This is a genomic window from Sphingopyxis sp. (genome assembly GCF_035998905.1).
Lineage (GTDB): Bacteria > Pseudomonadota > Alphaproteobacteria > Sphingomonadales > Sphingomonadaceae > Sphingopyxis.
This window is the reverse complement of sequence record NZ_DASYHG010000018.1, coordinates 155,595-168,242: the sequence shown is the minus strand read 5'-3', so window position 1 is coordinate 168,242 and position 12,648 is coordinate 155,595. Positions and strand designations below refer to the sequence as shown.

The 12,648-nt window shown below is 68.0% G+C and carries 18 protein-coding genes; 9 read left to right on the top strand and 9 right to left on the bottom strand.

Features of this window, described 5'->3' with window-relative positions; translation table 11 throughout:
• Window position 1 precedes the first annotated feature (1 nt).
• Genes gspG through VGN62_RS09550 form a run of 9 tightly spaced genes read left to right on the top strand, consistent with a single transcriptional unit; the run spans window position 2 to window position 6,028 of the window.
• The gene (gene gspG / locus VGN62_RS09590; protein WP_414713272.1) at window positions 2–478 is read left to right on the top strand and encodes a type II secretion system major pseudopilin GspG; all 477 of its coding nucleotides are present in this window, start codon (window positions 2–4) and stop codon (window positions 476–478) included.
• Window positions 453–935: a GspH/FimT family pseudopilin gene (locus tag VGN62_RS09585; RefSeq protein WP_327453141.1), complete on the top strand. Its 483-nt coding sequence runs from the start codon at window positions 453–455 to the stop codon at window positions 933–935. Before gspG ends, VGN62_RS09585 begins: the two co-directional genes overlap by 26 nt.
• Window positions 925–1,302, top strand: coding sequence for a type II secretion system minor pseudopilin GspI (gspI, locus tag VGN62_RS09580; protein ID WP_327453139.1), 378 nt, complete (start codon window positions 925–927; stop codon window positions 1,300–1,302). Before VGN62_RS09585 ends, gspI begins: the two co-directional genes overlap by 11 nt.
• Window positions 1,299–1,913, top strand: coding sequence for a type II secretion system minor pseudopilin GspJ (gene gspJ / locus VGN62_RS09575; RefSeq protein ID WP_327453136.1), 615 nt, complete (start codon window positions 1,299–1,301; stop codon window positions 1,911–1,913). Before gspI ends, gspJ begins: the two co-directional genes overlap by 4 nt.
• On the top strand, window positions 1,910–2,917 hold the full coding sequence (gspK, locus tag VGN62_RS09570) for a type II secretion system minor pseudopilin GspK (protein ID WP_327453134.1): 1,008 nt from the start codon (window positions 1,910–1,912) through the stop codon (window positions 2,915–2,917). The genes gspJ and gspK overlap by 4 nt, the downstream gene beginning before the upstream one ends.
• Before the next feature lies 1 nt (window position 2,918).
• The gene (gspL, locus tag VGN62_RS09565; RefSeq protein WP_327453132.1) at window positions 2,919–4,064 is read left to right on the top strand and encodes a type II secretion system protein GspL; all 1,146 of its coding nucleotides are present in this window, start codon (window positions 2,919–2,921) and stop codon (window positions 4,062–4,064) included.
• Entirely contained in the window at window positions 4,061–4,543 is a 483-nt protein-coding gene (gspM, locus tag VGN62_RS09560; protein WP_327453130.1) for a type II secretion system protein GspM, read from the top strand. The genes gspL and gspM overlap by 4 nt, the downstream gene beginning before the upstream one ends.
• Window positions 4,540–5,256 carry a type II secretion system protein N gene (gspN, locus tag VGN62_RS09555; protein WP_327453128.1) on the top strand — a complete coding sequence of 239 codons (717 nt, stop codon included), beginning with the start codon at window positions 4,540–4,542 and terminating at the stop codon, window positions 5,254–5,256. The genes gspM and gspN overlap by 4 nt, the downstream gene beginning before the upstream one ends.
• Window positions 5,257–5,287: 31 nt before the next feature.
• Entirely contained in the window at window positions 5,288–6,028 is a 741-nt protein-coding gene (locus tag VGN62_RS09550) for a prepilin peptidase (protein WP_414713271.1), read from the top strand.
• Here VGN62_RS09550 and pal read toward each other — a convergent pair.
• From pal to ruvA, 9 genes are all read right to left on the bottom strand, one after another.
• Complete coding sequence (gene pal, locus VGN62_RS09545) at window positions 6,015–6,530, bottom strand: peptidoglycan-associated lipoprotein Pal (protein ID WP_414713269.1); 516 nt, start codon at window positions 6,528–6,530, stop codon at window positions 6,015–6,017. The two genes, VGN62_RS09550 and pal, sit on opposite strands and share 14 nt — an antisense overlap.
• 101 nt (window positions 6,531–6,631) lie before the next feature.
• A complete protein-coding gene (gene tolB, locus VGN62_RS09540) occupies window positions 6,632–7,996 on the bottom strand; it encodes a Tol-Pal system beta propeller repeat protein TolB (protein ID WP_327453124.1) in 1,365 nt (454 codons plus the stop codon).
• Between the two features lie 5 nt (window positions 7,997–8,001).
• Window positions 8,002–8,691 carry a hypothetical protein gene (locus tag VGN62_RS09535; protein ID WP_327453122.1) on the bottom strand — a complete coding sequence of 230 codons (690 nt, stop codon included), beginning with the start codon at window positions 8,689–8,691 and terminating at the stop codon, window positions 8,002–8,004.
• A gap of 141 nt (window positions 8,692–8,832) precedes the next feature.
• Window positions 8,833–9,342: a protein TolR gene (gene tolR / locus VGN62_RS09530; protein WP_327453120.1), complete on the bottom strand. Its 510-nt coding sequence runs from the start codon at window positions 9,340–9,342 to the stop codon at window positions 8,833–8,835.
• A complete protein-coding gene (gene tolQ, locus VGN62_RS09525; RefSeq protein ID WP_327453118.1) occupies window positions 9,342–10,040 on the bottom strand; it encodes a protein TolQ in 699 nt (232 codons plus the stop codon). Before tolQ ends, tolR begins: the two co-directional genes overlap by 1 nt.
• The gene (locus tag VGN62_RS09520) at window positions 10,034–10,513 is read right to left on the bottom strand and encodes a YbgC/FadM family acyl-CoA thioesterase (protein ID WP_327453116.1); all 480 of its coding nucleotides are present in this window, start codon (window positions 10,511–10,513) and stop codon (window positions 10,034–10,036) included. Before VGN62_RS09520 ends, tolQ begins: the two co-directional genes overlap by 7 nt.
• Window positions 10,514–10,614: 101 nt before the next feature.
• Complete coding sequence (gene ruvB, locus VGN62_RS09515; protein ID WP_327453114.1) at window positions 10,615–11,643, bottom strand: Holliday junction branch migration DNA helicase RuvB; 1,029 nt, start codon at window positions 11,641–11,643, stop codon at window positions 10,615–10,617.
• Window positions 11,636–12,040, bottom strand: coding sequence for a GFA family protein (locus VGN62_RS09510; RefSeq protein ID WP_327453112.1), 405 nt, complete (start codon window positions 12,038–12,040; stop codon window positions 11,636–11,638). The genes ruvB and VGN62_RS09510 overlap by 8 nt, the downstream gene beginning before the upstream one ends.
• Window positions 12,037–12,636, bottom strand: coding sequence for a Holliday junction branch migration protein RuvA (ruvA, locus tag VGN62_RS09505; RefSeq protein WP_327453110.1), 600 nt, complete (start codon window positions 12,634–12,636; stop codon window positions 12,037–12,039). Before ruvA ends, VGN62_RS09510 begins: the two co-directional genes overlap by 4 nt.
• Window positions 12,637–12,648: the final 12 nt, after the last annotated feature.

Sequence of the window (12,648 nt, the reverse complement as noted above, 5' to 3'; positions counted from 1 at the left end):
GATGCTCGATACCTCCTTTTCCGGCGAGGGCCGGCCCCCGATCCAGCGCCGCCGCAAGAAGGGCGAGCGCGGCTTCACCCTGACCGAACTGATGGTCGTGATCTTCATCATCGGGCTGCTCGCAACGGTTGTGATGATCAACGTCCTGCCCAGCCAGGACCGCGCGATGGTGACCAAGGCCAAGGCCGATATTGCGACGCTCGAAACCGCGCTCGAACAATATCGCCTCGACAATCTGACCTATCCCGCCTCGACCGATGGGCTGAACGCGCTCAGCACGCCGCCGCCGTCGCTCGCGCAGCCCGAACGCTATCGCCGCGGCGGCTATATCAAGAAGCTGCCCGCCGATCCGTGGGGGCGCCCCTATAATTATCAGGCGCCGGGGCCGAACGGAAAGGCGTTCGACGTCTGGTCGCTCGGTGCCGACGGCGCCCCCGGCGGGACCGACGACAATGCGGATATTCGCAGCGACGGCTGAGACGCGCACGCGTCCCCACGCCAACGGCTTCACACTCGTCGAACTGATGGTCGTGCTCGCGATCATGGCGCTCGCCGCGACCGCCGTCGTGCTCACCATCCCCGGCGAGGAGCGCAGCGTGCGCAGCGAGGCCGACCGGCTCGCCGCGCGGCTCGCCGCCGCGCGCGACGTCGCGGTGATCGAGGGGCGCAGCGTCGCGGTCCATTTCGCGCCATCGGGCTATGGCTTCGAGCGGCGGGTATCGGGCGAATGGCAACCGCTTCCCGGCCGTGCCTTCGAACAGCGGAGCTGGCCCGGCGACGTGCGCTTCGTCGCGGGCAACGGACAGGGCGCGGCGCGCATCCTGTTCGACCGCGTCGGCACCAGCCCGACGCCGCAGGCGGTCGTGCTCACCGGCGGCGATGCGCGCGAGATCTTGCGCGTGTCGGCGACCGGGGAGGTCAGCCGTGGGCAGTGAGCGCGCCAAAGGTTCCGAAAGCGGCTTCACCCTGCTCGAAATGCTCGTGGCCCTGAGTGTGATCAGCATCGCCGCGCTCGCGCTCGTACGCCTCGACGCATATGCGGTGCGCACCGCGGGCGACCTCGACGAAAGCACGATGGCGGGCATTGTGGCACAGAATCGCGCGGTCGAACTGTGGACCGACCCGGCGCCGCCGACGATCGGCAACAGCGCGATCGGCGTTGCGAACGCCGGGCGCAACTGGCGCGTCGAACAGCGCGTCGCCAAGACCGCCGACGACGCCTTGCTGCGCATCGACCTGTTCGTTCGTCCGGAAAGCGGGCGCGGACAGGCCGCGCTGACGATCATCCGGCCGTCGCGATGAGGGACGAACGCGGCTTCACCCTCGTCGAGATGCTCGTCGCGCTGTCGATCTTCGCGGCGATCGCGGCGATGGGCGTCGGCCTGCTGCGCAGCAGCGTCGATACGCAGGACGCGGTGCAGGAACGGCTGAAGGCGATGGGGGGCATCAACCGGCTCCGCGCGGTGATGGCGAACGACCTTGCGCAGGCGGTGCAGCGCTCGACGCGCGGGCCGGCGGGGGAGGCGGTTCCGGCCTTCGTCGGATCATCGAACGGATTTGCCTTTGTCCACAGCGGCGCGGGGTCGCTCGACGGAAGCCCGCGCCCGAGTGTCGAGCGCGTCGCCTATGCGCGCGTCGGCAACGAATGGCGCCGCGCAACCCAGCCAATGCTCGACGGCACCGCGCTTGGCGAGGGCGACCGGCTCGTCGGAGAGGTCGCGGGCGTCGCCGTGCGATATCGCGACGAGCGGGGCAATTGGGGTGAGAGCTGGAGTTCCGAACCCGGCGATCGGCTGCCGCGCGCGGTCGAAGTGCGGCTGGCGCGGACCGGGCGCGAGGCGCTGACGATGCTGTTCCTGACCGCGCCGGCCTTGCCCCCGCCGCCGGCGGCTGCCGAGGCGCCGGTACCATGAGGCAGAGCGCAAAGAATGAACGTGGGGCGGCGTTGCTCAGCGTGCTGCTGCTCGTCGCGGTGATGGCGGTGATCGCCGCGACCGCGCTCGACCGGCTGACGCTCGCGACGCGGATCGCGGGCAGTGCAGCAACGGTCGATCAGGGCCGCGCTTACGCCTTCGCCGCCGAGCAGATCGCGCTGCGCCGCGTCGCGGACCTGGTCGGGCGCGATCCCGCGAAACTGACCTTGGCGGGCGGGTGGCTCGGCCGCGATTTCACGCTGCCGCTGCCCGGCGGCGAAGGGCGTGCGAAGCTCACCGATGCGAATAATTGTTTCAACCTCAACAGCCTCGTCGCCGAAACGACGCCGGGGCGTTTCAGTCAGCGTTCGGGATCGATGCGCCAGTTCGGCGAATTGATGACTTTGCTCGGGATCGATCCGGGGCAGGCGCAGGCGATTGCGGGTGCCACGGCCGACTGGATCGACAGCGACAGCAACGAAGGCCCGCTTGGCGCAGAGGATAATGCCTATCGCGCGATGCAGGGCGCATACCTCCCCGCCAACCGCAAGATGGCCGATGTCAGCGAGCTGCGCGCGGTGCGCGGCGTGACGCCAAAGATTTATGCGCGGCTCAAGCCTTGGGTGTGCGTGCTGCCGACGACCGAGCCGGTGCGGCTCAACGTCAACACGCTCGCGCCCGAACAGGCGCCGCTGGTCGCGATGCTGCTGCCCGGCGAAATCACGCTCGCCGACGCGCGGGCGGCGCTGGCGGCGCGTCCCGCCGGCGGCTATGGCAGCAGCGTGCGATTCTGGGAGGCGGGCCCGTTCGAAGGGCGCGAGCCGCCAACCGATGTCGCCGAACAGGCAGGGGTGACCAGCCGCTGGCTGGCGCTGACGACGAATGTGACGATGGGGGACGGTTTCTTGACCGCAGTTTCGCTGATCGATGCCAATGGCGGGGCGCCGTCTGCCGGGCTTGCGCCGCCGGTGATCGTGCGCCGTGACTGGGGCGAGAGCGACTGAAATGGCGAGCACGCTGGTTCTCTGGCTGCCTCCGGTGGCGACGCTTGGCGAAGATAATGCGCCGCAGCCCGCGTGGCTGCGCATCGACGATGGCGTGATCGTCGATAGCGGGCAGGACGACGGATGGGTCGATGCGTGGGAAAAGCCGCGCGACGACAGTCCCGAAGACCGGCTGGTTGCACTGGCACCCGCCGCCGACGTGCCGCTCCGCTGGCTTCATTATCCCGATGCCGCCCCGGCGCAGGCGGCTGCGGCGGCGCGGATCGACACGTTGAAGGCAAGCCTCGGCGATGCCGCATTGCTTCATGTCGTCGCAGGCCAGCCGGCCGAGGCGGGACAGGCGGTCCCGGTTGCGGTCACCAGCCACGCCGCGATGACCGCGTGGACCGGGTGGCTGAAAACGCGCAATCTGGCTCCCCTTGCCATCGTCCCCGCGGCGGCGGCGGTACCGCCGCCCGAACCCGATACGCTGTGGAAGGCCGAGGTGGGCGGAGAAGAAATAGTCCGCGCCGCCGACCATGCCTGGCTGTCCGATCCCGAACTCGATCCGCTGATCGCAGGTGGCCACACCGTCGCACCGCTCGATCCCGACCGGATGCGCGAGGCGCTGTTGTTGACGCTCGCTGCACCGCCGATCGACCTGCTCAGCGGGGGGTGGAAACCCAAACGCAGCTGGTCGGTCGATCCGGCGATGCTGCGGCTGGCGAAGCGCCTCGCGATTGCGCTGCTGGTCGTCAGCCTGCTGGTCCCGATCGTTTATGCCATCCGCCTTGCGTCCGACACGGGCCGCGCCGACGATCAGGTCGTTGCCATGGCGAAAAAGACCGGGGTGACCGCCGTGGACGCGACCGCGGCCGAAGCCGAACTCGACCGCCGTCTTGCCGCCGCCGGCGGCGGGCCGCTCGCTTTTTCTGTTCCTGCGTCGGCGCTTTACGATGCGATGGGCGATACGCCCGGCGTGTCGCTCAAGACGCTGTCGCATCGCACCGACGGGACGCTGACGACGACGCTCGCCGCACCGCGCGTCGAGGATATCAACAAGGTGCTGCTCGCGCTGCAGGCACGCGGTTATCGCGTCACCGCGCAGCCGATGGCGGGTAGCGACGGCCAGCAGATGGCGAACATCACGATCCGGGCGGTGCCATGACCGAGCGATTGCAAAACTGGTGGATCGGCCTGTCGCCGCGCGAACGCTGGCTGGTGGGTATCGCGGGCGTGCTTGCGCTCGGCGTGCTGGTCTGGGGGCTCGGGCGCCCGGCGGTTGCGGCCTTCGTCGATCTGGAAAACCAGCATCGCGCCGCAATCGAACGCGAAGGCCGCGTTGCCGCGAAAGTGCAATTGCTCGCGCAGCGCCCGGCGAAATCGGTCGCCGCAACGGTCGATGCGGTCGCGATCGACCAATATCTGGCGCAATCGGCGGGCGAGATCGGGCTGACGCTCGACCGCAACGAGGCGCGGGGCGAAGGACAGGCGACGATCGCGATCGCGACGGCCAAGGCACCGGTGCTCACCGACTGGCTCGCCTCGCTCGAGGGGCAGGGCTTCGTCGTCGACCAGTTGACGATCACGCCTGCCGCCGACGGCACCGTCGGGCTGACCGCCGAACTCCGGAAGGGCGGCCGATGAGCGCGCGCCGGCGTTGGGGTATTGCGGCGCTGCTGCTCGCGCTCCTCCTTGTCATTGCGACCTTCCCGATGCGGCTCGCGCTGGGCCTTTCGGGCGCGACCGACGCGGGCATTACCGCACGCGACGTGCGTGGTTCGATCTGGTCGGGCGAGCTGGTCGAGGCGCGGCTCGGTGCGCTGCCGCTCGGCACGGTGCGCGCCAGCCTTTCGCCGCTCGCGCTGCTGGGCGGCGGGGTCGAACTCGCTTTTTCGCGCGCCGACGAACGGCTCGGCGCGCTCGCCGGACGGCTGCATGGCAGCGACCCGCGCGGCGTGTCCGAGGTCAGCGGCACGACATCGATGTCGGGCGGGCTCGGCCTGATCCCCGTCGATACGATCCGCTTCGAGGGCGCGACGGTGCGGTTCGACGATGCAGGCCAATGCGCCAGCGCGGCCGGCCGCATCCAGCTCGCGGTCACCGCGCCGATAGCAGGCCTCGACCTCTCGCGCGGCCTGTCGGGACCGCTCTCCTGTGCGAAGGGGCGGGCGCAGGCGGCGCTCGCCAGCCAGTCGGGCATGGAACGGCTGACCTTGTCGTTCGACGGCAAAGGGGCCTATCGCGCGCAGTTCGCGATCAATGTCGACCGCGATCCGGCGATGGCGGGGGCGCTCGCGGCACTCGGCTTCAAGGCTGGCCCGAACGGGTTCGTGCTGGCGACTTCGGGCCGCTTCTGACGTGACCTTCCTCGATGCCTGGCCCTTCGGCATGGGCGTCGCCTTTGCCGGGCTGATCGGACTGCTTCTCGGCAGCTTTATCGCGACTTTGGTACTGCGCTGGCCCACGGGGCGTTCGGTGCTCGGGCGGTCGCAATGCGACGGCTGCGGGCGTTCGCTGGCCGCTGCCGATCTCGTGCCGCTGCTCTCCGCGCTCGCGTCGCGCGGACGCTGCCGGACGTGCGGCGCGCCGATTGCGCCCTTTCACTGGCGGGTCGAGCTGGGGTCGGCGCTGATCGGCGCTGTCGCCCTTGCGCTCGCGCCCGGCACGGCGGGATGGCTCTGGGCGCTGTTCGGTTGGCTTTTGCTGCCGCTCGCGCTCCTCGATGCGCGCCATTTCTGGCTTCCCGACCGCCTCAATGCGCTGCTCGCCATCACTGGCCTGCTGCTCGCGGGGCCGATGCTCGGCACCACGCTGCCCGATCGCTGGATCGGCGCGCTCGTCGGTGGCACTGTGCTCGCGCTGGTCGCCTGGGCCTATCGCCGTATGCGCGGCGCCGAGGGCATGGGGGGCGGTGACCCGAAGCTCGTCGCCGCGATTGGCGCGTGGCTCGGTTGGCAGGCGCTGCCCCTGCTGCTGCTGCTCGCCAGCTTCGGCGGGATTGCCTGGGCGATCACCGCTCAACGAAAAGGGGACCCGCCGCTCAGCGCGCGACGGGTCCCCTTCGGTGTCTTTGCCTGCACCGCCGCTTTCGTGACGGTGCCGCTATGGCCGCTGCTTAGCGCCCGATGACGACCGTCACCGCGCGGCGGTTCTTCGCATAGGCTTCCTCGGTCGAGCCGAGTTCGGCCGGGCGTTCCTTGCCATAGCTGATGACGCTGATCCGCGACGGATCGATGCCGAGCGACGCGAGATAATTTTTCGCGGCGTTGGCGCGGCGTTCGCCGAGCGCGATGTTGTAATCGCGGGTGCCGCGTTCGTCGGCATGGCCTTCGAGCGTGACGCGGACGGCGGGGTTGCGCTGCAGCCACTGCGACTGGGTCTGCAACGTCGCCTGATCCTGTGCGTCGACATTATACTGGTCATAATCGAAGAAAACGCGGTCGCCCATGGCGCCGACGCTGGCGAGGAAATCTTCCTGCGATCCGGGGACGACCCCGGTTCCGGTGTCGGTGCCCGTATCCCCGGTGCCTTCGGGGGCGGGGGGAAGCGTGTCGGGGGCCTTTTTCGCGCAGGCGCCAACAGCAAGCATGGTGATCGCCGCGATCATCGCGGTGCTTTTGCGTATCGTCATGTTTCTGTCCTCTTGTTGTTGAAAATCAATCGTGCGGCCGAATTGGCCCGTTCAGGACGCGATAGTTGAACCCGATCGCATCCCTTTGGTTCCGGTTTTCCTCAGGGAAGTACCGGGCCCCAGCTGGGATCAGATCCGTCCTGCGGGGTCGGCAGGCGGCGCAGGTTCACGCCGGTCAGGTCGACCTGCCACAGGCTCGACTTGCCTTCGCGTCCGCGCGTCGTGCGAAAGAACTGGATCACGCGGCCATTCGGCGACCAGGTCGGCGCCTCGTCCTGCCAACTGTTGGTCAGCATCCGCACGCCGCCGCCCGACGGGGTCATCACGCCGACGCGGAACTCGCCGCCGCCCATGCGGGTGAAGGCGATCAGGTCGCCGCGCGGCGACCATTCGGGCGTCGCCGCCCGGCCGCCGCCAAAGCTGATCCGCTGCTGGTTCGACCCGTCGATGTTCATCGTATAGATTTGCTGGCCGCCCGACCGGTCGCTCTCGAACACGATCTTCTTGCCGTCGGGCGAGAAGCTGCCCCCGACGTCGATGCCGGGCGTGTTGGTCAGCCGCACCGGGGTGCCGCCGTTCGCCGAGATGCGATAGATGTCGGTGTTGCCGTTCACCGCCATCGAATAGAGGATTTGCGTGCCATCGGGCGACCAGCGCGGCGCGAAGGTCGCGTTCGCGCTTTCGGTCACCAGCTTCTGCGACCCGGATGCCACGTCATAGATGAATACGCGGACGCGGTTGTTCAGATAGGAGACGTAGACGATCTTCTTGTAATCGGGAGAGAACCGAGGAGAAATCGCCAGCGCCTGGCCATTGGTGATGAAGCGGTGGTTGCCGCCGTCCGAATCCATGATCGCGAGCCGCTTGATGCGATTCCCCTTCGGCCCGCTTTCGGCGATATAGGCGACACGGCTGTCGAAGAAGGGCGATTCCCCCGACAGGCGCGAATAGATGGCGTCGGCGCATTTGTGCGCGGCGCGGCGCCAGTCGCCGGGCTGGATCTCGAAACCCTGCCGTACCAGCTCGCTGCCGAGCTGGGTGTCGTAGAGATAGCAGCCGACGACGAGACCGCCGGTGCCGCTCGCGCGCACGAAACCATGGACGACATTTTCGGCGTTGTTTCCCTGCCAGTCGGCAAAGCGCGGCGCCGTGACTTCGGCCATCGAGATCGCGCGAAGGCCGGCGGGGCCGACGGGAGCGTAGAGGCCGCTGCGCTCAAGGTCGGCGGCGATGACTTCGGCGATCTGGCGCCCAAGTGTATCGGTGCGCAGCCCGGCGACGGTCTGCGCCGACGGCGTCGCGAGCGCCGGGATCGCGATGACGGTGCGGTCCTGCGACAGCGTGCCTTCGATCGTTTCGCGCGGTTCGGTCGGGGTGACCGCGGGGGGTGCTGGGTTCGTCTGCGCGGCGACCGGTGCCGCGGTGAGCAGCAGGGCGAGCGAAAGGCTGATCGGGCGGAGGAGCATCTCTCTTACCTCTTGATGAAATCGAGCGTGTAATTCTGCCAGAAGCTGTAATTCTCTTCGGGCAGGTCGAAGGGTGCGGCCAGTTCGACCGCGCGTTTGGCGCATTCCTGGTGCCGCTGGACCTGGAATTTGTTGCTGTCGTTTTCGCCCGTCGTGTTGACGCTGGTGAAGCCCGCGAGCGCGCCCGACTGGGTGAGTTTGAACTTCACGACGGTCTTGAGCTGGTCGACATCGACCCCCGATATGCGGCAGCCGTTCCAGCGCGGGCCGACCTTCGCTTTGATGCTGACGTCGATCGAGCGGCGAACCTCGGCGGCGGTCGCCGCCGCGGGCGCGCCCTTGCTCGCAGGCGATTTGGGCTGCGATCGCGAAAGCCCCTCGGCGATGCCATCGAGGCGGCCGGTCGGGCGGGTGGGGCGGTCCTTTGCTGGCGGGGCTTTCGGGGCGGCCTTCGGCTGCGCCTTTTGCGCTGCGGGGGGCTGTTTCGGGGGCGCCGCTTTCGGGCGCGCCACCTGCTTCGGTGTCGGCGCGGGGGGCGGACGGACGACCGGTTCGGGCAGCGGCGGCGCCGGCATCGGTTCGGGTGCCGCGATGTCGACATTGTCCTCTTCGCCGAGCCGCGCGGCGGGCGGGGTCTCGCTGATCACCGGCGCGGTCGATTGGACCGCGGTTTCGGCGATCAAATCGACTTCCATCGGCGGGTTGTCGAAACGGCGGTCGCCCGGGGTCCATTGAAACGAAAGTAGCCCGATAATCAGGACATGCGCCGCCACCGCGATGGCGAACCCGCGTCTTTCATTCCCCCTCACTGCCCGTTGTTCGGCCATCATCTCAACCTAGGGTTGCGTTTCTGAACCGTCGGTGACCGCGGCGGACGCGCTGTTGGCGGCGCCTTCCGAACCTGTCGTCACCAGCGAAATGCGGGTCAGGCCCGCACGGTTGAGCTCGCCCATCACGCGCATGACGCGCCCGTAATCGAGCCCCTTGTCGGCGCGCAGCATGATCTGGCGCGGCTTGTCCTTGCCTTCATTCTCGCGCGCGATCGCGTCGAGCCGCGCGGGAAGCTCGGCCTCGGGCACGACGTCCTCGCCGATATAGAGCGTGTCGTCGGCGTTGATCGACAGCTGCACCGGTTCCTGATCTTCGGTCTCGACCGGCTTCGCCCGGCTTTCGGGCAGGTCGATGGGGACGGCAGAGGCGAGCAGGGGAGCGGTGATCATGAAGATGATCAAGAGCACGAGCATCACGTCGACGAGCGGGGTGACGTTGATCTCGGCCATCGGCGCGCGCCGAGCGCCGCGGCCGCGCCGACCGCCGATGCCGCCCGAAGGTCCGGTCATCGCCATCAGGCTTCGACCTCGAGTTCGCGGCTGAAGGTCGCGTGCAGCCCGTCGGCGAAGCGGCCGAGGCGCGATTCGAGCCGGTTCAGGCGCTGCGAGAAGGCGTTGTAGGCAATGACTGCGGGGATAGCGGCGAACAGGCCGATCGCGGTCGCGAAGAGGGCCTCGGCGATCCCCGGAGCTACGACGGCAAGGCTGCTGTTATTTTCCGCCGCGATCGCGGTGAAGCTGCGCATGATCCCCCACACGGTACCGAAGAGGCCCACAAAAGGCGCGACCGAGCCGATCGTGGCGAGCGTGCCGATCTTTTCGGCGAGCCGGTCGACTTCGCCCGCGACGGCCGAGTTCATCGCGATGCCGAGGCGCTCGCGCGTGCCTTCGCGATCGACGATCTTGCCCTTGGTCGATCGACGCCATTCGCTGATCCCGGCCGAAAGCACCTTGGCGCTCGGCAGTTCCTCGCCGCTGTTCTTGTCGAAGAATTTGTCGATATTGTCGGCGCGCCAGAAATCGCGTTCGAAGCGTTCGGACGCGCTCATCAACTTGCTGACCCCGCGGCCGTGCGTGAAGATCACCATCCAGACATAGATGGAGGCGGCGAGGAGGCCGATCATCACCGCCTTCACGATGATGTCCGCTTGCAGGAACAGCGCGACGGGGGACAGGGTCGCCGCGTCGGCGGCCAGCGAGATATTGTCTAGCAAGGGAAAGTCTCTCCATTCATGATGGCGGTAAATCGGTCGGCCCACCCTGCGGGCTGGCGGCGTGGCCGGCCCTCGGGCGACAGGAAGGCGGCGGTGACTTGCCCGACCGTCAATGTCTCGCCGCTTAACGTGTCAGTTCCGCGAAGGATGCGCTGCGATATGATCACGCTCGCGCCGCGCACCGCCTCGACGGTGCTGACGACGAGCAAATCGTCGTCGAGCTTCGCCGGGCTGCGGTATTTGATCGCGAGGTCGGTGACCGCCCAGCTACCTTCGCCGCCCTCCATCGCCGCGCGCTGGTCGATCCCCGCGATGCGCAGCATGTCCGACCGCGCGCGCTCCATATAGCGCAGGTAATTGGCGTGATAGACGATGCCCGAAAGGTCGGTGTCCTCGAAATAGACGCGCGCCCGGTAATGATGCTCAGCCCCGACGAAGGCGCCGGGGATGAAGGGAGGCGGGACGTTTACCATTGTCCCAACCGATAGCGTCGCAACGACTCGTCGCAAACCCCTAACCAACGGTTCGTCGCAGATCGGGGCCGGTTGGCAGAATGAAAGCCGCGGAAATCCGCCTATTTCGCCTGATCGAAAAGTCCGTCCTGCGAGCCCGCGGGTGGATTGAGCCCCAGATGCTTCCATGCGCTCGCGTTGAGCATGCGCCCGCGCGCGGTGCGCGCGATCAGTCCGGCCTGCAGCAGATAGGGTTCGATGACATCCTCGATCGTGTCGCGCGGTTCGCTGAGGCCCGCCGCGAGCGTCTCCACCCCGACGGGGCCGCCGCGATAGATGTCGGCGATCATGGTGAGGTAACGCCGATCCATCGCGTCGAGGCCCAGTGCGTCGACTTCGAGACGGTTGAGCGCGGCATCGGCCGCCTTCGCGTCGACGATCGCGTGACCCGCGACGGTCGCGAAATCGCGCACGCGGCGGAGCAATCGTCCGGCGATCCGCGGTGTCCCGCGCGAGCGTTTCGCGATTTCGAGCGCGCCGTCGGACGCGATCGGCAACGCCAGCAATCGTGCGGCGCGCGCGATCACCTGCTCAAGCTCGCCATGGGTGTAGAAATTGAGCCGCACCGGAATCCCGAAGCGGTCGCGCAGCGGCGTCGTGAGCAGCCCCTGCCGCGTCGTCGCGCCGACCAGCGTGAATTTCGGTAGGTCGATGCGGACGCTGCGCGCCGACGGCCCTTCGCCGATCATGATGTCGAGCGCGCGGTCCTCCATCGCGGGATAGAGGATTTCTTCGACTGCGGGCGACAGGCGGTGAATCTCGTCGATGAACAGGACGTCGCCGTCCTCGAGATTGGTGAGCAGCGCGGCAAGGTCGCCCGCCTTCGCGATCACCGGACCCGACGTCGAGCGAAAGCCGACGCCGAGTTCCTTGGCGACGATCTGCGCCAGCGTCGTCTTGCCGAGCCCCGGCGGGCCATAGAAGAGCACATGGTCGAGCGCATCGGCCCGCGCCTTCGCCGCCTCGATAAAGATGCGCAGATTCTCGCGCGCCGCCGCCTGCCCGACGAACTCGGCGAGCGACTTCGGCCGCAAAGCGGCGTCGGCATCCTCCGGGGTGCGGATCGGGGTGGTGAGGGCGGGCTCAGTCATAACGCTCTATTGCCTCGCCGAGGATACAAACCCAAGGTAACTGACGATCCTCATAGACTGAAAATTGCGGCTCGAAGTCATGGCCGGGTTCGAAATTGCCGATCGGAACGGCATAGCTGTCGAGCTCCGGGTGATTGAGGAACCAGAGCGTGGAGCCGCAGTTTTCGCAGAAGTAGAAGTCCGCGAGTGTGCCGCTTCCGCCGGGATGCTGGTACAATTTCGCCTGGCCCTCTGTGCGGATATTCTCGGCGGGGAAGCGCGCCTGTGCGGCAAAGGCGCTGCCGCTCCGCGCTTTGCAATTGCGACAGTGGCAGACCGATACGCGGATTGGTTCGCCCGAGCAGGCGATGCGGAGCTGGCCGCAGCGGCAGGAGGCGTTGCGAACGCGCTCGGTCACTTTGCCGCCTTCTTTAGCGCCGCGCGCACCAGCGCGTCGAGACTCGCGCCCACGCCCAGTTCCTCGCTTGCCGCTGCGACCGCCGCGCTGGCTTCTCCGGGTTTGAAGCCGAGGCCGGTGAGCGCGGTGACGGCGTCGCCAAGCGGACCGGCGGTTGCCGCAACTGACGGGGTGCTGCCGGCAATCCCGCCCAACGCGCCCGCCTTGTCCTTCAGTTCATGCGTGATCCGCTGCGCGAGCTTCGGGCCGACGCCGTTCGCGCGCGCGATCATCGCGCTGTCGCCGCTCGCGAGCGCACGTTGCAGGTCGCCGAGTTCGAGCGCCGAGAGGATCGCGAGCGCGACCTTCGCGCCGACGCCCTGCACGCTGGTGAGCAGGCGGAACCAGTCGCGTTCCTCGGCCTTGGCGAAGCCGAGCAGGCGCAGGAAATCCTCGCCGACAAGCATCTCTGTGTGGATGGTGACGTCGCCGCCGACCGGGCCGAGCGCGTCCAATGTCCGCGCCGATGCCTCGACCAGATAACCGACGCCGCCGACGTCGATCACCGCATGGCCTGCGCCGCTGCTGTCGAGCCGTCCGGTGAGTTTCGCGATCATGGATCGGTGCTA